Source organism: Marinobacter lipolyticus SM19 (genome assembly GCF_000397065.2).
Lineage (GTDB): Bacteria > Pseudomonadota > Gammaproteobacteria > Pseudomonadales > Oleiphilaceae > Marinobacter > Marinobacter lipolyticus.
In genome coordinates this window covers 260,124-276,903 of sequence record NZ_KE007326.1, presented here as the reverse complement: position 1 = coordinate 276,903, position 16,780 = coordinate 260,124, and the positions used below count along the sequence as shown (strand labels likewise).

Sequence of the window (16,780 nt, the reverse complement as noted above, 5' to 3'; positions counted from 1 at the left end):
TCCGCTCCGCTTGCGCCAGAAAAGCGGCAAGGGTAGCGGATTCTCAAGTCTTTTAAAACAGAATCATTATCACTTGCGGGTGTTGCGTTGCAGCCAGCGGTCCAGCTTGTCGGCGAATTCTTTGCGATCGGTCTGGCTGAACGGGGCCGGACCACCCGTGACCTGTCCGGCGCTCCGCATTTCTTCCATGAAATTACGCATGGCCAGGCGCTGGCGAATATTCTCTTTGGTGAAAGCCTGGCCACGAGGGTTGAAGACATCCGCGCCTTTGTCGATAGCTTCGGCGGCCAGCGGAATGTCCTGGGTAATGACCAGATCGCCGGAGCTCATCTGATCCATGATTTCATTGTCCGCGACATCAAAGCCCTGGGGAACCTGCATGCGTTTGATGTAGGGACTTGGGGGCAGGCTGATGGCGTGGTTGGCGATAAAGGTGGTGTCGATCTGCCAGCGGGTAGCGGCGCGGCAGAGTATTTCCCGGATGGGTACGGGGCAGGCGTCGGCGTCGACCCAGATTGGCATGGTTGGTTCCTTCGTCGATTTGGTTCTGGGGTGAAGTTTACCTTTTGTTGTTGTGAGCCTGGTAGGTTTGGTCCGCGTATTATTTGATAAGACTGCAGCTTTCGCGGGCTGGCACCATTGGGAGGGGCTTTCCAAAAACCGCTACGAGCACATCCATGTGCGCTTGTTTCCGGCCTTCCCGGGCCTCCAACATTTTTGGAAAGCCCCTCCCAATGGTGCGATCAAGCTGTGGGGATATCTCCGCGGCCAATGTTCCAACTTCGGGCTAACGAATGAGTAAGCTTATGAGATTGCATGCTTCTTCCAAAGTCATGTTCGCCGTAGCGCTTGTGCTGACTCTAGTTGCTACAAACTCTGCACGAGCTAGTGATTCAGACGCCTGGGAGGCTTTACGGGACGGTCGGGCAGTCCTGATGCTTCGTCATGCCCTCGCACCCGGCACCGGGGATCCGGACAACTTTGATCTTGAGGACTGCAGCACCCAGCGGAACCTGAACGAACAGGGGCGGGAGCAGGCCCGGGCCTGGAAGCCTTTTTTGAGAAAACAGGGAATCCGGCAGGCTCGGGTGTTCAGCAGTCAGTGGTGCCGTTGCAAAGAGACTGCGAGGGAAATGAATATGGGAACGGTGATGGAGTGGCCTTCCCTGAATTCTTTTTTCAGCAATCGCGAGGACGGCAGTATGGCGACGAAACAGACCATTGCACTGGTGAATAATCTGGACGAGGGTGCGCCTGTCATTCTGGTGTCTCACCAGGTCAATATCACCCGGCTCACGGATGTGTATCCGGCGTCGAATGAGGGGGTGATCATTGCCCTGCCGTTGTCGGGGAATCCGTCTGTGTTGGCGCGGGTTTCGCCTGGAGATTAGCGGTTTCCGCCTCCGTGGGTGGTGGTTTCTGGTAAACTGCCTGCTCTTTACATCATTTAAGGAACCGCTCCATGTCCCAGCTACCCCCCTGCCCAAAGTGCCAATCCGAATATACCTACGAAGACGGGGTTCAGCTGGTATGCCCGGAATGTGGGCATGAATGGAGTGAGGCGGAAGCCGCCGAAGCAGAGGCTGGTGCTGTTATCCGTGACGCTAACGGGAACGAGCTTCAGGATGGCGACACCGTGACGGTGATCAAGGACCTGAAAGTCAAAGGCTCCAGCTCCGTGGTCAAGGTGGGTACCAAAGTCAAAAATATTCGTCTGGTGGATGGTGACCACGATATCGATTGCAAGATCGATGGATTTGGTGCTATGAAGTTGAAGTCCGAATTTGTGAAAAAAGCCTGAATTACGCAGAAACTTCAGGGGCCTCAGGGAGAGTGTGAATGGCTGGGCAAGAAGAGGATGTGACGCCGCCGCAATCGTCCACCGAGCGGCGGTACGAATTGCATCAGGAGCTCCCGGTCGATTTTCCCGATCCTCTCTTCCGGGGCCTTCACCGTATCATACGGTTTGCGATTCGGGTGCTTGCTGTGCTGATGGTCGCCGTCATCCTCTGGGGTGTCGGAGATGTCATCTACATCATTTATGACAGGCTGGTTACGCCCCCGCTTCTGTTGCTTGATATCAATGATATTTTCTACACATTCGGTGCCTTTATGGCTGTACTGATTGCCGTGGAAATCTTCATTAATATCCGGCTTTACCTTGGTACCAATGTCTTTCCGGTGCAGTTGGTGGTTGCCACTGCGCTGATGGCCATTGCGCGAAAAGTCATCGTTCTGGACTTCGAAACGCTGACCCCCATGTACATATTCGGGATAGCCGCGACTACGTTATCCCTTGGTGTTACCTACTGGCTGCTCAGGCAGGGGGATCAGAATCGTCAGTGGAATGACTGATTGGCGTCGAAATAGCAAATAACCCGTACGCTCCTGCCTGAAATTGAACTATTCATAACCATCGTCTAAATATTAAACAGAGTGCCTTAGGGCGCTCTGTGCAAGGAGGATGGGATGAAAGAGCTCCACGAGTTCCATGTGGATAGCACACGTTATCTGGATGATCACGGCAAGCCACTCGGCGACCTGCCGACCCAGGCCAGGGATCTCCATCGCACTCTGGCTGCCTACCGCCATATGGTGCTGATCCGCACCTTTGATTCCAAGACGATTGCCCTGCAGCGCACCGGTAAATGTGGCACTTATCCCTCTGTCCTTGGGCATGAAGTGATCGGAACGGCGGTTGGCCAGAGTATGGCGAAAACCGATGTGCTGGTGCCGTACTACCGGGATCAGGCGGCGCATATCCTGCGAGGCGTGAGCCTGAAGGAGATGCTTTTGTACTGGGGTGGGGATGAACGGGGCAGTTCCTGGGAAAACTGCCGGGAAGACCTGCCCATTGCCGTTCCTATTGCCACCCAGTGTTGTCATGCCGTGGGCGTGGCGTCGGCCTTCCGGATTCGTGGCGAGGATCGGGCCGTGGTGTGCTGTGTTGGGGACGGCGGTACCTCGAAAGGAGATTTTCTGGAAAGCATCAATCTGGCGGGCGCCTGGCACCTGCCGGTGGTGTTCGTGGTGATCAACAATCAGTGGGCGATCTCCACGCCCCGCAGCATCCAGTGCGGGGCCGAAACCATTGCCCAGAAGGCCATCGGTGCCGGTTTGCCGGGACACATCGTGGATGGCAACGACTACTTTTCAGTAACCGAAGCCATTGAGTATGCGTTGGAGCGGGCACATGGAGGCAAGGGGGCCTCTGTGATCGAGGCGGTAACCTATCGTCTTGGGGATCACACAACCGCCGATGATGCGACCCGATACCGCGATGCGGAGGAGCTGAAAAAAGCCTGGGAGAAGGACGGCGTCAAACGCCTGCAGAATTATCTGCACGACAGTGGGCACTGGGATGCGGATCAGGAAAAACAACTGCAGGCCGACTGTCGGGAAACCGTGGAAACGGCCGTCGAGGAATATCTGGCAATGGAGCCGGAACCGCCCACGGCGATGATGGATTACCTGTTTGAAACCCTGCCGGCGGCCCTGCACGATCAGCGTGACCGCCTTGCCGACAAGCATCGTGCCCGGTCCGGGCAGGGAGGTGGCGCATGAATGCGTCCGCCCAGAAAGCCGTGGACAAACAGAAAGCGGGTGAGGTGAAGGAGGTGACCCTGGTGGAGGCCGTCAACATGGCCCTCGCCTGGGAAATGGAACACGATGAACATGTCGTGGTGCTCGGAGAAGACATCGCCACCAATGGCGGTGTGTTTCGCGCCACTGTTGGCCTGAAGGAGCGCTTTGGATTCAAACGGGTGATGGACACACCGCTGGCGGAAAACCTGATCGCCGGCACGGCCATTGGTATGGCCACCCAGGGCCTTCGTCCGGTGGCGGAGTTTCAGTTCATGGGCTTTATCTACGCCGGTATGGAGCAAATCGTCAGCCACGCCGCGCGTATGCGCAATCGTACCCGCGGCCGGTTGCATTGCCCGCTGGTGTATCGCGCGCCGTTTGGCGGTGGTATCCATGCACCGGAGCATCATTCCGAGAGCACCGAGGCGTTGTTTGCCCATGTGCCCGGCCTGCGGGTAGTGATTCCGAGCTCGCCGCAACGGGCCTACGGGTTGCTTCTGGCGGCCATCCGCAATCCGGACCCAGTGGTATTCCTGGAACCCAAGCGCATCTACCGTGCGGTGACCCAAAGCGTTGCCGACAATGGCGAAGCGCTGCCGCTGGATACCTGTTACACCCTGCGGGAGGGCGACGACGTCACCCTCATCAGCTGGGGCGCGTCCATACTGGAAACCCTGCAGGCCGCTGACAAACTCGCGGAGCAGGGCATTTCCACCGAGGTGATTGATGTCGCCACCATTAGTCCTCTGGACCGTGAAACCCTGTTGTGTTCCGTCGCCAAAACCGGTCGGGCGGTGATTGTGCATGAGGCCTGTCGCAACGGCGGAGTAGGGGCGGAGATCGCGGCTTCCATTGCCGAAGCTGCCTTCCTGGATCTGCAGGCGCCGATCGTGCGGGTGACCGGTTACGACACCATCATGCCTTACTACCGTAACGAGCAGGCCTATCTGCCTCATGTAGAAGATATAGTCGAAGCGGTGGAGCAGGTGATCGCCCTATGAAGTACTTCAAACTCCCGGATCTGGGCGAAGGCCTCCCCGAAGCCGAAATTGTCGAATGGCATGTGAAGGTGGGGGACTCAGTAAACGTGGATCAGGTTCTGGTCAGCGTCGAAACCGCCAAGGCTATCGTGGAAGTGCCGTCTCCCGAAGCAGGTATTATCGCCAAATTGTTTGGTGAGCCCGGCGACATTATTCACACCGGCGAACCGCTTCTGGCATACGAGGGCGAAGGAGACGACAGTGGCACCGTGGTGGGTGAGCTGAAAAAAACCGAGTCTGGCTCAGGGCAGGATCAATTTATTGTCGGCGCCGCACCGTCCAGCAAGCGCGCCCGGTCCCACCGTGCGACTCCTGGCGTACGGGCTCTGGCGGAGCGATTGGGCGTTAGTCTGGAGCAGATCAAGGGCAGTGGTCCGGGCGGCCTGATCACCAACGACGATGTGCACCGGCAGGCCAGCCACCAGAAACAGATGGGGGAGGCGGAGCCCCTGCGGGGTACCCGTCGAACCATGGCCAAAAACATGGCGTTGTCCCATGCCCAGGTAGTCCCGGTGTCCATCTATGAGGATGTGGATATTGGTGATTGGAAGAAAGGTACCGACATCACCATGCGCCTGGTACAGGCGATCGCGACCGCATGTGAAGCATCGCCGGCGATGAACTGCTGGTTCAATGGTGACGATCTCAGCCGCCGGCTGCTGAGCGAAGTGCACGTGGGCATTGCCGTGGATACGCCGGACGGCCTGTTTGTGCCGGTACTGCGGGACGTGAACCACCGATCCCTCAAAGACCTGCGCAAAGGCCTGGAGAACCTGCGTGAGGCGGTTGCCACCCGCAAGATTCCGCCGAAGGAAATGCAGGGTGCGACCATTACGCTCTCCAACTTCGGCACCATGACCGGTCAGTATGCCAATCCCATCGTAACCCCTCCTCAGGTCGCCATCGTGGGCGCTGGCACCATCCGCGAGAAAGTGGTGCCCTACAAGGGGAGTGCGACCATTCGTCGCATCCTGCCTTTGTCCGTTACCTTTGATCACCGGGCGGCGACAGGCGGTGAGGCTGCGCGCTTTCTGACTGCGATGATGGAATCGCTACGGTTGCCCTGAGCCCACACAGAAAGAGATGCGTCATCATGCCCCTTGCCTTCGGGGAAAATGAAAGCAACACTTTCAACCCGAATGGCCGCTATCGATTCAAAACCACAACCTGTGCGAGACACCATGAAAAGAACCACCCGTTTGGCCGGTACCTTGTTGCTGGCTTGCAGTGCCCTGATGACGACACCTGCCCTGGCTCACGAATACACTCAGGGGGAGGTCACAATAGCGCATCCCTGGAGTCGTCCCACACCACCGGGTACGCCCATGGGCGTTGGGTATATGGCGATTACCAACAACGGAACCAGCGATATCAGATTTACCAGCGCCATGACCCCCAGAGCCAAGAGGGTATCCATCCATGAAAGTCGTATGACCGACGGCGTGATGAGCATGCGGCCGTTGGAAAACGGTTTGATGATCCCTGCCGGCGAAACCGTGGAACTTGAGCCCCACAGTTATCACCTGATGCTGGAGAAGCTGAAGGGCCCTCTGAAGGAAGGGGAAAGTATTCCGCTGACGGTGACTTTTGAGGGGGCAGAGAATATGGACGTTGAATTGAATGTTCAGCCGCTGGATGGCACAAGTAAGCCGATGAAAAAAGAGACAATGGACATGCACGGACACCAATCATAATTGATGGCGTGGCGGTCAGGGCCAGTCTTCCCTGTCCTCGGCGCTTTCTTCGGCTTCAACTTCTGCCTTGCGCGCCTGGATTTTTTTCATCTTTTCCTCGGAGATATGCATCGTATTGGCGCTGTCTCGCAGCAGAAACAGGCTGCCGACGATCAGGCCCAGGGCAAGCAGGATAATGACCCATCCTATGAGTGGCATAAGCGTGGCTCCCTGAACAGTTCTGTTTCCTTTATAGTGGACCAGATCACTTGAGCCCGACAACCTGATTCCCGGAAAATAATCCATGTCTTTTTCCAGAATTTATGACCAGGCCGCTGCCCGCAAGGGAGGAGAGGTCGCGCTACGTTCGCTTTTGCCAAGGGTGGCCGAGCCCGGGGAGCTGCAAGCGATGGCTGATGATCGTTATCTGTCCGAGATTACCCGCTGCGTGTTCAAGGCGGGGTTTGTCTGGCGGGTGATCGAGAACAAGTGGCCGGGCTTTGAGTCGGCGTTCCAGGGCTTCGTCCCGCTCTACTGGCAGCAGGTTCCACCAGAAGTTCTGGAAGACCTGGCGCAGGATGAGCGCATTGTGCGGAACATGCAGAAAATCCGCACGGTGCCGGAGAACGCCCGGATGATTGTAGATGCCGCCCGCGAGCATGGCAGCTTTGGGGCGTTCCTGGATTGCTGGCCGTCAGACGACCAGGTGGGGTTGTTGCTTTGGCTCAAGCGCAATGGTGCTCGCCTGGGGGGCAATACCGCCCAATACTTCCTGCGCCAAGTAGGCTGGGATGGCTTTATCCTGTCACCGGACGTGGTCGCTGGGCTGCGGCGGGAAGAACTGCTGGATGCGACGCCTGGAACCAGGAAAGCCCTGGTTCAGGCGCAGCAGGCGTTTACTGCCTGGCATCGGGAGACGGGACTGCCCTTCAGCCATCTGTCCCGCATTCTGTCTTTTTCGGTGGGGTGACAGGTGTCGAAAACATTTCCCTCATACACAGACTTTTCGGAAGTCATTCCCGATGTTCGCGATGGCCTGACGCGCACGGAACGGATTATTCTGTATGTACTGCATGAAACCCAGCGTGAACTGAATGGGCGCAACGTGCCCACGGTGATGTTGTACGGGCGGGTGTTGGAGTATGTGAATATCAGTGAAGAGGAGCTTCACGTCTACCTGGACCGGTTGGGGGTGAAGGGCGACGGACGATGAGATGTGAGGGGCGGTGCATTGAGCAATGGATCAATTGTTTAGAGAGCCAATAGGGATTCGGCCAGCTGACCTGTCGGGCCTGTCCTTCCGGATGGCCAGGCCACATTCAGGGCTGCAACCCTGGATTGAACTGTACTACAGCATCCACGGTCAATCTGAGGGCAGCAAACGCCAGTCGTTTAACCTGTACCCGGATGGCGGGTCGACCCTGTCCTTCGCATTGTTCCACGGGGAGGTTGTTGGGCTGCGCCTGAGTTTCAGTAACCAACTGTGCCAGGCGAACTTCCATGATCCCCGACACTGTTTATCTGTGCGGTTCCGGCCCGGTGGGGCATTCGCTCTGTTGGGTGTCTCTGCAGAAGACCTTGATCAGCCCCTGGATGAACAGGACCACCCTGCGTTGTATGTGCTCATGGAGCGCCTGAAAGGACGCCCGTTCACAGTGGAACCATTCGCCGTACTGGACCGGCTATTCCTCACCGGGGCGAAGACGATGGAATCCCGATACGCCATCATTCAACGGTGGCTTGATCATTTCCCGGAGCATCCGCGGATACTCAGGGATGTGTTAAGCCGGCAAGGTATCCAGCGCCGCAAGCTTGAGCGGGCCTTTCGTCTCGAAACCGGGTTGTCCCCGGGACAACTTTCCAGAATCCTGCGGGTGAAAATGGCCCGTGCCTTATTGCGGAACCGGCCAGACCTGTCGCTGAGTCATATCGCCCAGGCCTGTGATTATTTTGACCATCCTCATTTTGTCCGCGAGTTCTCCCGCGTGACCCATCAAACGCCAGGCCAGTACCGGGCGCGAAAATTGTCGCAGATATACAAGTCCACGTAAGTGCGGCCCATTAGTGTGTTCCCTGGAATTCAAATTCAGAGGGGCCAGACGCCATGCAACACGATAACAAACGGTTATCCAGAGATAGGGTTTACACACTTCAGCCGGCTATCCCCAAGGGCCTGCTTGAATTGGGGAAGGGCGCCGCAGGCAGTCTCGATCCATCGTTGATACACCTGGTTAATGTGCGGGTTTCACAAATCAATGGTTGTGCGTTCTGCCTACGAATGCATAACGATGAAGCCCGCAGGGACGGAGAGCAACAGTCGCGGCTTGATGTGTTGTCAGCCTGGCGCGAGGCATCTGAATTTTCTGCCAGGGAACGCTCTGCTTTGGGCTGGGCTGAAGTCCTGACAGACATTGCTCACAAACCGGTCAGCGATCAGGTTTATCGGGAAGTCAGTGGTAACTTCACTGACGTTGAGCTGGTGAGCCTGACTGCTGTGATTCTGCAAATCAACAGTTGGAACCGGATGGCTATTGGTTTCCGATTCTGATGCCGGGGCAGGGACCAAAAACAAAAGAATCCATGGCCAGTACCCCATGTTGGATGCCGCCTTCAATAACGCCAGCCTCATTGGAGGCGTTGGCTGCACCGAGTGCGATCAGCAGTGGTAAAAAGTGTTCCGTGGTCGGATGTGCCCGCAGGGCATGGGGTGCCAGTTCCAGAGCGTGAAGGAGGCGGTGATGATCCCCATCCAGAACGGCACGCTGGATCCATTCAGAGAACTCACTGGCGTAGGCTTCGCTGTCTTCGTGTCTGTTACGGAACTCATAGAGATTGTGGGTCAGACTACCTGACCCGACGATCAGTACGCCCTCGTCGGCCAGCGGTGACAGGGCGCGCCCAAGCTGAAAGGCCGAATCCGTATCCAGATCCAGTGGCATGGACACCTGAAAGACCGGTACGTCGGCTCGAGGGAACAGGTGCAGCAAGGGTACCCAGGCACCGTGGTCGAGCCCCCGGTGCTGGTTGGCGGTTGCCGGCCAGCCTGCCTGTAACAGCAGTTCCAGGGCGCGGGCAGCGGCCTCAGGTTGGCCAATGGCAGGGTATGTGATGTCGTAAAGGGCAGGATCAAATCCGCCAAAATCGTGGATAGTCTCCGGCTGAATTGCGGTGCTAACCTGCACACCGGGTGTCATCCAGTGAGGAGATATCACGAGTATGGCGCTTGGATGACTCAGCGTGCGCCCCAACTCAGCCAGACCCTGGCCGGCGAGGCCAGGGTCCAGGGCAAACGTGGGTGCGCCATGGGAGACGAACAGGCTTGGCAATGTCTTCATGTCACACTCCTTTCGGCGCAGGTTGATGGTTTCGTCCAGTCTTACTGGCGGGCAAGCAGGGCATCTACGGAAGCCCGGCCACCGCCGCTGAAGATCAGCGATACGGACACGGCCAGCAATACAAGTCCAAATTCATAGCCGTTGTTGCTCATGAACAGGCCGTTACCGATATGAACGCTGAAAATCGCGATCAGCATGGCAAAGGCCAGGACCGCACTGGCGGGCCGAACCAGCAGGCCGATGATCAGTGCCAGGCCGCCGAGGAATTCCGCGCCGCCGGCCATCAGCGCCATCAGGTAACCGGGGCTGAGGCCGATGGAATCCATCCACTGACCGGTACCTTCCAGGCCGTAGCCGCCAAACCAGCCAAACAGCTTCTGGGCGCCGTGGGCTACAAAGATGATGCCGACGGGGATGCGCAGAGCCAGGGCTCCCCAGCTTGAGTTGGTAGCAAAAACGCGCTTGATCAATTGGTTGTTCATTGGTTTCTCTCCTGTGTGGGTTCGTTGTTAAACCATGGTGTGAACTTTACGCGTTAATAAAAATGGGATAAATATAGAAAAATAATATTAACTGTCTCGGAAAATGAAACAATGGATAAGCTACTGGAGATGCAAACCTTCGTGTCGGTGGTCGATGCCAAAAGTTTTGTCGGAGCAGCCGAGGGGATGGGGGTCTCTAAAGCAGCGGTATCCCGGTATGTAAACGACCTGGAAACGCGGTTGGGCGTTCGGTTGCTGCATCGCACAACCCGTCGGCTGTCGCTGACAGATGAGGGGGAGGTCTTCTATTTTCGATGCAAGGAATTACTGTCAGATGTTGAGGAGGCCGAAGCCGAACTGGATTCCCGCAGTGGTAATGCCCGCGGGCTGCTGAGGATCAATGTGCCCGTGAGTTTTGGCATTGGTCATCTTGGGCCGCTGTGGGGGGAGTTTCATCAACGGCACCCGGATGTCCAGCTGGACATCAACCTGGCCGACCGGATTGTAGATATCGTTGAGGAAGGCTTTGACCTGGCGATCCGTATAGCCAGCCTGCCCAGTTCCACACTGATCAGTCGCAATCTGGCATCTACCCGCATACTACTTTGCGCTTCACCGGATTACCTGGCAACTCATGGCACGCCCTGGCACCCGTCGGAACTGTCTGAACACCGGATTATTGCCTACAGTAATCTGGCAACGCGTCACGACTGGCAATTTGAGGGACCGCATGGTGCTGTATCGGTTCGTATTCGACCCTGGCTGAATACCAACAACGGCGATACCTGTCGTGCCGTAGCGCTCAGCCATCAAGGTATTATCCTGCAACCGGATTTTCTGGTGGGCGCGGACCTGGCCACCGGTTCGCTGGTGGAAGTGATGCCGGAGTACCGCTCCATGGAGCTGGGGATCTACGCCATCTATCCCACGCGCAAGTTTGTAGCGCCCAAGGTCAGGGCGTTGGTGGACTTCCTCAGTGATAAGTTTTCGGGTGGGCTTCAAAAGGCGCAGCCTGATCACCGGACACGTCCCTGAGCGGATCAAAGCGGTAGAACCCGCAGAGGGCCCGATACACATCGGGCTGCTCGTCGCTCAGGTGTTGGGGCTGTTGAAAGAAGGCTTCTGTCAGTACCGCAAAGAATTCGGCGGGCTCGGTTGCGCCGTAAGGATCAAGCCAGCTGTGCTGGTGGTGCCGGAGGGAGTGCCGCAGGTGCTCGTAGGCGCGGGTCATGGTTTGCTTCCACTGTCTGGCCTGTTCGCCGCTAAGGGGAGGGGCACCATCGGCAGTGCCGTCGAGGTAATCAAGCTGGTGTGCGAATTCATGGAGAATAACATTGTGTTCGCCGTGTGGATTGACCGCCCCTTCTTCGCATTCCGCCCAGGCCAGTACCACCTGGCCACGGCTGGAGGCTTCACCAGCGCGAATCTGGTTGCTGACGCTCACCACCATGCCATCGTTTTCCACATCTCTCACGTGATAGGCGTCCGGATACACCAGGATGCTGCGGACATCATCGAAATCGGTATAGTCGCGGGCCAGTATCAACAGGCAGGCGTGGCCGGCAATGGTGAGCCGGACCCTGTCATCCACGTCAAAACCGTCGCAGCCATAGAAGGTTTTTTCCGCGAGGAACAGCTGCACCCGTTGTTCAAGTTGTCGTTGTAATGACTCGGAAAGTCTGTGGTACAGCGGCACCTGGGTAGTCAGCAGTTGTCGCCACTGGCCCGGAAAAGGTTCTTGCAGTGCCCGTTCGCGACGCCATTGCCGGTAGAAGAACAGGTAGAAAATGCTCAGTGCGATCAATGTTATGGCGAAGATGGCATAGATCAGCACGGTCTACTGTCCCGTAATGCGTTCAGTAGTTCAGCGGCGTTCCAGTCCCGTGGCTGGTTCTCACGCTGATGCATCAGCTTCACCAACTTCCGGTTGACCGGTGCATCCTTGCCCAGTCGTTCCGCCAGTTTCACTACTTCGCCATTGATCCAGTCGATCTCCGTTGGCCGTCCGGCCTGGAGGTCTTCCCACATGGAGGAACGGGCGACGGGATCAATGGTCAGCATCTGTTTGGCCAGCCGTGTAAACAGCCAGTCCGGCGTCGACATCAGTGGCGGAATCAGGTTCATTGGCAGAGCGGTCAGTTTGACAGTAGGGATGCCGGCGGCCTTCAGAAGTTGCAGCGTTTCACGTTGCGCCAGGGCAAGGCAGCGGCGATAGTCCCGCTGTGAGAGCTCCTCCAGCAGGGGGACTCCTGACAGTGCGTTGACCGGGTTGTTCAGGTTCAGCAGTAACTTGGACCACATAACCGATTCGATATCGGACCTCAGTTCCAGCGGTAATCCTGCCTTGGCAAACCAGGGCAGGGCGGGTTCGAGTGACGGATGCTTATCTGCCATCAGATGGCCCTCGGTGCCCTGATGGAAATGGCCCGGCTGCTGCTGTAACACATTGAACGGCACCATACCGGCCAGCACGGTGGCTTCCGGCATCGCCTCCTGAAGGTGTGAAGCGTTGGAGATTCCGTTCTGCAGGCTGACTACCGGCACGCCCGCAGGCACCCAGGGAGCGAGCTGACTGCCGGCCTCGGAAGTTGCTGCGGATTTCACTGTGACCAGAACCAGGTCCGCCTGCCGGGCAGCTTCGGCGGAAGTTACGTACTGGTTTCCGGCAAGCTGGCTGCGAAAGCTGAAGCCCTCATAGTCGGTCACCACCAGGGGGTTGGTTTGTAGTACCTCACGCATTCTGGGCCGCCCAACCATGGTCACATCAACACCGGCAGACAGCAGCCGGCCGCCCAGATAGCAGCCGACGCTGCCGGCACCAAAAATGACAATTCGGAAAGTGGTTTCGGTCACAAGTTAAGCCTTATCCTGATACCGTTTGTTGTTTTCATGGAAGCGTCGCTATTTTGGCCCGCTTGCCCGAGTGATGCCATACTCTCATGCCTGAATGCATGTGTCCGCAGGAGGAAAAGAATATGCCAGAGAATCAGACAGTCGTTATTACTGGAGCCAACCGTGGTATTGGTCTTGAGCTGGCTCGACACTACGCCGGTAAAGGGTGTCAGGTGATTGGTGTATGCCGTGAGGCCTCAGCGGAATTGCAGGAGACGGCTGCGAAAGTCATCGAAGGTGTGGATGTGACCTCGGATGCCGGTATCCAGAAGCTGGTCAAAGAACTGGACGGCCAGACCATTGACCTGCTGATCAATAACGCCGGTCTGTTGCAGGATGAAAAGTTGGGCAGTATCGACTTCGACTCCATCCGCACGCAGATGGAAATCAATGCCTATGCGCCGCTGCGAGTGGCGGAGGCGCTGGTGGGGCAGATTCCCTACGGCGGCAAGATTGCCAACATAACCAGTCGAATGGGTTCTATTGCCGACAATGACTCAGGTGGTCGTTACGGTTACCGGGCGTCAAAGGCCGCACTGAATGCCTTTGGAAAATCCCTGGCGGTGGACCTGCAACCAAAAGGCATCGCCGTCGCCCAGTTACACCCCGGCTATGTCAAAACCCGCATGGTGAATTTCGGCGGACTGATCACTCCAGCTGAATCGGCAAAAGGCCTGGCTGAGAGAATTGAGGAACTGAATCTGGATAACTCCGGCTCATTCTGGCACAGCAATGGGGAGTTATTGCCTTGGTAATCTGATTTCGCGCGCACGGAATGGGCGATGAATAACGAAAAAAGGCAGCCGAAGCTGCCTTTTTCTGTGCGTGGGCTGTTTTACAGACCAGTCACGTTTTCCGCCTGAGGACCTTTCTGGCCCTGAGTGACGGTGAACTCGACCTGCTGGCCTTCTGCCAGAGTCTTGAAGCCGCCGCCCTGAATGGCGCTGTAGTGAACAAAAACGTCCGGGCCGCCTTCACGAGTGATAAAGCCAAAGCCTTTTGCTTCGTTGAAGAACTTAACAGTACCGGTAACAGTAGACATATTTAACTATCCTGAATTCAATCATTTTATGTGCTGTCAGATCATCGACATGATGACTGATCAGCGGTATGCGGAAACAAAAGACTGGCGTGGTCAAAAACAGGACGATGCACTACTTGTTACAACAGAGATGCGTCTTATTGATGAAATGCTTTGCTCTATCTTTCCAACGGGATTCACTGTACCCCATTGGCGGTTGAATGCAAAGCTATTTTGTATAGGCATAAACCGGGGCACGTGACGATTGTTCCGGAACGGAGGATGTATGAAGTACATGTTTGAAGTTCGTATCAAGGAAGGTTACTCGGCTGAGGACTATGCGGATGCGTGGGTGCGGGCCAGTGAGTTGATCCAGCAGGCCCCCGGCGCCAGGGGCACGGAACTGCATCGGAAGATTGATGACCCCAATACGCTGATCGCCATTGCGAGCTGGGATAGCAAAGCGGCGCGTGATGCAATGGAATCCGACAAGGACCCCAGAATCACCGATATTATCCTCAGCGCGGCGCCATTTGTGGAAATCCGGCCGCTGGGTGAGTTTGAGGATCCCGAGTGGGTGGTCATGCCCCCCGGTGGGCCGAACCGGGAACACTGAGATCGGGGCCGGCGTCACGGACTGAGTCTTCAAAGGTGGGTGAATGGGACGGCAACATGGTTTAATCTGCTCCAGACCTGAATCCGATCCCGATATAAGGAGTGCCTTGTGCCAGAGCTTGCGACCTACCAGAGTTTTTCCGTTGAGGTATCCGACTACATCGCTCATGTGCAGTTCAGTCGCCCCGAAGCGCTGAATTCCATGAACAAGGCGTTCTGGCTGGAACTGCCCCGGTGTATGCAGGACATCGAGGCCAACACGGACGCGCGGGTGATCGTGATTTCGTCGACCGGCAAGCACTTCTCTGCAGGTATGGACCTGGGCGTGTTCAGTGATCCCAAATCCGTGCCCATGAGTGGTGATCCTGGCCGTATGGCGGAGAACCTCCGCCGAGTGGTCCTGCAGCTTCAGGATACCCTGACCTCTCTGGAACAAGTGCGTTTGCCGGTGCTTGCCGCCGTTCACGGAGGCTGCATCGGTGGTGCGCTTGATCTCATATGTGCGGCCGACAGCCGTTACTGCACTGATGATGCCTATTTCACCATCAAGGAAACTGAGCTGGGCATGACCGCCGATGTGGGGACGTTGCAACGCCTGCCTAAACTGATGCCGCAGGGTGTGGTGCGGGAACTCGCCTATACCGGCCGAAAGCTATCGGCGGGTGAGGCCAAGTCGCTGGGGTTCGTGAATGAAGTGTATGACGACCAGGAGGCCATGCTGGAGGGCGTTATGACCGTGGCGCGGCAGATTGCCGCGAACTCACCCCTGGCGGTGACAGGCTGCAAGGAAATGCTGAACTACAGTCGCGATCACAGCGTGGAAGACAGCCTGAAGTACATGGCGACCTGGCAGGCGGGGATGTTCCGGCCAGGTGACATGATGAAGACTTTCCAGGCCAAGGCCCAGAAACAGATCCCGGAATATGAGGGCTTGTTTCCTGTTAAGGATCTTTTCTCTGAGTGACGATGACTCTTCTCTGTTGTTGAGGAAACGGTGGCCGGTGGCTCACACCGGTCCCGGGGCCATCTGGTCACCGTCTTCTGTCTCCGTCGTGTAGGTTCGAGTGCAGTTACGGCCCTCGCGTTTGGCCTGGTAGAGCGCAATGTCTGCACGATTGATAAGCGTCTTCAGATCGCAGGTCTGGTCCCACTTTGCGACGCCCAGGCTTGCCGTTATGCGGATTGTTCCGGAAGGCACCTCCATATCGGTAGCGGCAATGTGTTCTCGAATCCGTTCAGCAATTCTGACTGCGGTGGCTTCTTCCACATCCGTGAGAAATATTAAAAACTCCTCTCCACCGACCCGGGCAAAGAGATCCGATGGCCGGATATTGTTTTTTACCGGCGGTAACGTCTGCCTGAGGACATTGTCGCCCGCTTCGTGCCCGTACTGGTCGTTGATGCTCTTGAAATAATCCAGGTCCAGTGCGATCAGCACGGCTTTGCCCTGGTCATGTTTCAGGCGGTGCAACTCCCGCTCACCCGCTTCATGGAATTGCCTGCGGTTCGCTATACCGGTCAAATGATCTGTGGATGCCAATTCTTTCAGTTGAGAATTCAAGCTCGTCAGCTCGGCATTGGCCCGTTCCAGCGATTGAGTCCGCTCCCGGACCTTCTCCTCCAGCTGTTCGTTCTGGTATCTGAGAGTCTCCGTCGCGGATTCGAGGCGATGCCTCTGGTCACGCAGTTCGTGCATCAGAGCGGACAAACCGATAGAAATTACGCTGACAATGGCCAGATATTCCTGAGTTTGCCAGACAGCAAACTGAGGAAGAGTGATTGCATAGGGGTGTATCCCGCTGACCAGATAGCCCGTGGCCATCCAGGCAATGATGGCCGTTGTGCTGGCGGCAATAGCGGTATTGAATCGGGTTGCAGCCCACACCACGAAGGGCAGGAGTAACATTGGCGTCAGATGGAAATGCAGTTCATTGATGTTGGAGTCAATCAGCGCATTAGAGCCGGTGAGGATCATTCCAGTCCAAAGCAGGGTGAGTTCTGCCAGTTTCGAGGCCCTGACGGACACCAACCGGTACTTAATGGCATGGCAAAACGTAACCAGCAATGGCGTGAGTATCATCAGACCGAGGGCGTCGCCGAACCACCAGAGTCGCCACATGGCAAGAAAACTGCTGTC

At 56.7% G+C, this 16,780-nt stretch carries 23 protein-coding genes; 15 read left to right on the top strand and 8 right to left on the bottom strand.

Annotated features, from left to right (window positions below):
* Positions 1-69: 69 nt before the first annotated feature.
* Positions 70-522, bottom strand: coding sequence for a YaiI/YqxD family protein (locus tag MARLIPOL_RS13395; protein WP_012138736.1), 453 nt, complete (start codon positions 520-522; stop codon positions 70-72).
* Between the two features lie 311 nt (positions 523-833).
* Between MARLIPOL_RS13395 and MARLIPOL_RS13390 the strand changes: the two genes are divergently transcribed.
* From MARLIPOL_RS13390 to MARLIPOL_RS13360, 7 genes are all read left to right on the top strand, one after another.
* Positions 834-1,391 (top strand): histidine phosphatase family protein, encoded by a 558-nt coding sequence (locus MARLIPOL_RS13390; RefSeq protein ID WP_228677625.1) that lies wholly within the window; start codon positions 834-836, stop codon positions 1,389-1,391.
* A 71-nt stretch (positions 1,392-1,462) separates the two neighbouring features.
* Positions 1,463-1,801, top strand: coding sequence for a zinc ribbon domain-containing protein YjdM (locus tag MARLIPOL_RS13385; protein WP_012138734.1), 339 nt, complete (start codon positions 1,463-1,465; stop codon positions 1,799-1,801).
* Between the two features lie 38 nt (positions 1,802-1,839).
* On the top strand, positions 1,840-2,355 hold the full coding sequence (locus tag MARLIPOL_RS13380; RefSeq protein WP_012138733.1) for a phosphate-starvation-inducible PsiE family protein: 516 nt from the start codon (positions 1,840-1,842) through the stop codon (positions 2,353-2,355).
* A gap of 114 nt (positions 2,356-2,469) precedes the next feature.
* Positions 2,470-3,564: a pyruvate dehydrogenase (acetyl-transferring) E1 component subunit alpha gene (gene pdhA, locus MARLIPOL_RS13375; RefSeq protein WP_012138732.1), complete on the top strand. Its 1,095-nt coding sequence runs from the start codon at positions 2,470-2,472 to the stop codon at positions 3,562-3,564.
* A complete protein-coding gene (locus tag MARLIPOL_RS13370; protein WP_228677621.1) occupies positions 3,561-4,586 on the top strand; it encodes an alpha-ketoacid dehydrogenase subunit beta in 1,026 nt (341 codons plus the stop codon). Before pdhA ends, MARLIPOL_RS13370 begins: the two co-directional genes overlap by 4 nt.
* The gene (locus tag MARLIPOL_RS13365; protein ID WP_012138730.1) at positions 4,583-5,692 is read left to right on the top strand and encodes a dihydrolipoamide acetyltransferase family protein; all 1,110 of its coding nucleotides are present in this window, start codon (positions 4,583-4,585) and stop codon (positions 5,690-5,692) included. The genes MARLIPOL_RS13370 and MARLIPOL_RS13365 overlap by 4 nt, the downstream gene beginning before the upstream one ends.
* A 114-nt stretch (positions 5,693-5,806) precedes the next feature.
* Entirely contained in the window at positions 5,807-6,319 is a 513-nt protein-coding gene (locus MARLIPOL_RS13360; protein ID WP_036191845.1) for a copper chaperone PCu(A)C, read from the top strand.
* A gap of 15 nt (positions 6,320-6,334) precedes the next feature.
* Here MARLIPOL_RS13360 and MARLIPOL_RS13355 read toward each other — a convergent pair whose 3' ends face one another.
* On the bottom strand, positions 6,335-6,517 hold the full coding sequence (locus tag MARLIPOL_RS13355) for a DUF2897 family protein (protein ID WP_012138728.1): 183 nt from the start codon (positions 6,515-6,517) through the stop codon (positions 6,335-6,337).
* Between the two features lie 85 nt (positions 6,518-6,602).
* Between MARLIPOL_RS13355 and MARLIPOL_RS13350 the strand changes: the two genes are divergently transcribed.
* The 4 genes from MARLIPOL_RS13350 to MARLIPOL_RS13335 are packed head-to-tail and all read left to right on the top strand — an operon-like array spanning position 6,603 to position 8,846.
* Positions 6,603-7,268 (top strand): DNA-3-methyladenine glycosylase I, encoded by a 666-nt coding sequence (locus MARLIPOL_RS13350; protein WP_012138726.1) that lies wholly within the window; start codon positions 6,603-6,605, stop codon positions 7,266-7,268.
* A gap of 3 nt (positions 7,269-7,271) precedes the next feature.
* Positions 7,272-7,511: a hypothetical protein gene (locus MARLIPOL_RS13345; protein ID WP_012138725.1), complete on the top strand. Its 240-nt coding sequence runs from the start codon at positions 7,272-7,274 to the stop codon at positions 7,509-7,511.
* Between the two features lie 25 nt (positions 7,512-7,536).
* Positions 7,537-8,349 (top strand): AraC family transcriptional regulator, encoded by an 813-nt coding sequence (locus MARLIPOL_RS13340; RefSeq protein ID WP_012138724.1) that lies wholly within the window; start codon positions 7,537-7,539, stop codon positions 8,347-8,349.
* A gap of 53 nt (positions 8,350-8,402) precedes the next feature.
* Positions 8,403-8,846, top strand: a complete 444-nt coding sequence (locus tag MARLIPOL_RS13335) for a carboxymuconolactone decarboxylase family protein (protein ID WP_036191669.1) — start codon at positions 8,403-8,405, stop codon at positions 8,844-8,846.
* Here MARLIPOL_RS13335 and MARLIPOL_RS13330 read toward each other — a convergent pair.
* Positions 8,827-9,633: a dioxygenase family protein gene (locus tag MARLIPOL_RS13330; protein WP_012138721.1), complete on the bottom strand. Its 807-nt coding sequence runs from the start codon at positions 9,631-9,633 to the stop codon at positions 8,827-8,829. The two genes, MARLIPOL_RS13335 and MARLIPOL_RS13330, sit on opposite strands and share 20 nt — an antisense overlap.
* A 41-nt stretch (positions 9,634-9,674) precedes the next feature.
* Positions 9,675-10,115, bottom strand: coding sequence for a DoxX family protein (locus tag MARLIPOL_RS13325; RefSeq protein WP_012138720.1), 441 nt, complete (start codon positions 10,113-10,115; stop codon positions 9,675-9,677).
* Positions 10,116-10,226: 111 nt separating this feature from the next.
* Here MARLIPOL_RS13325 and MARLIPOL_RS13320 point away from each other — a divergent pair, with 111 nt between their 5' ends.
* Positions 10,227-11,150, top strand: a complete 924-nt coding sequence (locus MARLIPOL_RS13320; protein WP_012138719.1) for a LysR family transcriptional regulator — start codon at positions 10,227-10,229, stop codon at positions 11,148-11,150.
* Here the strand turns inward: MARLIPOL_RS13320 and MARLIPOL_RS13315 are convergent.
* Positions 11,089-11,949 carry a M90 family metallopeptidase gene (locus tag MARLIPOL_RS13315; protein WP_012138718.1) on the bottom strand — a complete coding sequence of 287 codons (861 nt, stop codon included), beginning with the start codon at positions 11,947-11,949 and terminating at the stop codon, positions 11,089-11,091. The genes MARLIPOL_RS13320 and MARLIPOL_RS13315 overlap by 62 nt on opposite strands.
* Positions 11,943-12,968 (bottom strand): 2-dehydropantoate 2-reductase, encoded by a 1,026-nt coding sequence (locus MARLIPOL_RS13310; protein WP_012138716.1) that lies wholly within the window; start codon positions 12,966-12,968, stop codon positions 11,943-11,945. The genes MARLIPOL_RS13315 and MARLIPOL_RS13310 overlap by 7 nt, the downstream gene beginning before the upstream one ends.
* A gap of 122 nt (positions 12,969-13,090) precedes the next feature.
* Between MARLIPOL_RS13310 and MARLIPOL_RS13305 the strand changes: the two genes are divergently transcribed.
* Positions 13,091-13,762, top strand: a complete 672-nt coding sequence (locus MARLIPOL_RS13305; protein ID WP_012138715.1) for an SDR family oxidoreductase — start codon at positions 13,091-13,093, stop codon at positions 13,760-13,762.
* A gap of 80 nt (positions 13,763-13,842) precedes the next feature.
* Here the strand turns inward: MARLIPOL_RS13305 and MARLIPOL_RS13300 are convergent, their stop codons facing one another.
* On the bottom strand, positions 13,843-14,049 hold the full coding sequence (locus tag MARLIPOL_RS13300; RefSeq protein WP_012138714.1) for a cold-shock protein: 207 nt from the start codon (positions 14,047-14,049) through the stop codon (positions 13,843-13,845).
* Between the two features lie 265 nt (positions 14,050-14,314).
* Between MARLIPOL_RS13300 and MARLIPOL_RS13295 the strand changes: the two genes are divergently transcribed.
* Positions 14,315-14,644, top strand: a complete 330-nt coding sequence (locus MARLIPOL_RS13295; protein WP_012138713.1) for an antibiotic biosynthesis monooxygenase family protein — start codon at positions 14,315-14,317, stop codon at positions 14,642-14,644.
* A 108-nt stretch (positions 14,645-14,752) separates the two neighbouring features.
* A complete protein-coding gene (locus tag MARLIPOL_RS13290; RefSeq protein WP_012138712.1) occupies positions 14,753-15,607 on the top strand; it encodes a crotonase/enoyl-CoA hydratase family protein in 855 nt (284 codons plus the stop codon).
* Positions 15,608-15,649: 42 nt separating this feature from the next.
* Here the strand turns inward: MARLIPOL_RS13290 and MARLIPOL_RS13285 are convergent.
* Positions 15,650-16,780 (bottom strand): sensor domain-containing diguanylate cyclase (locus MARLIPOL_RS13285; protein WP_012138711.1); only part of this gene is annotated, 1,131 nt, incomplete at its 5' end.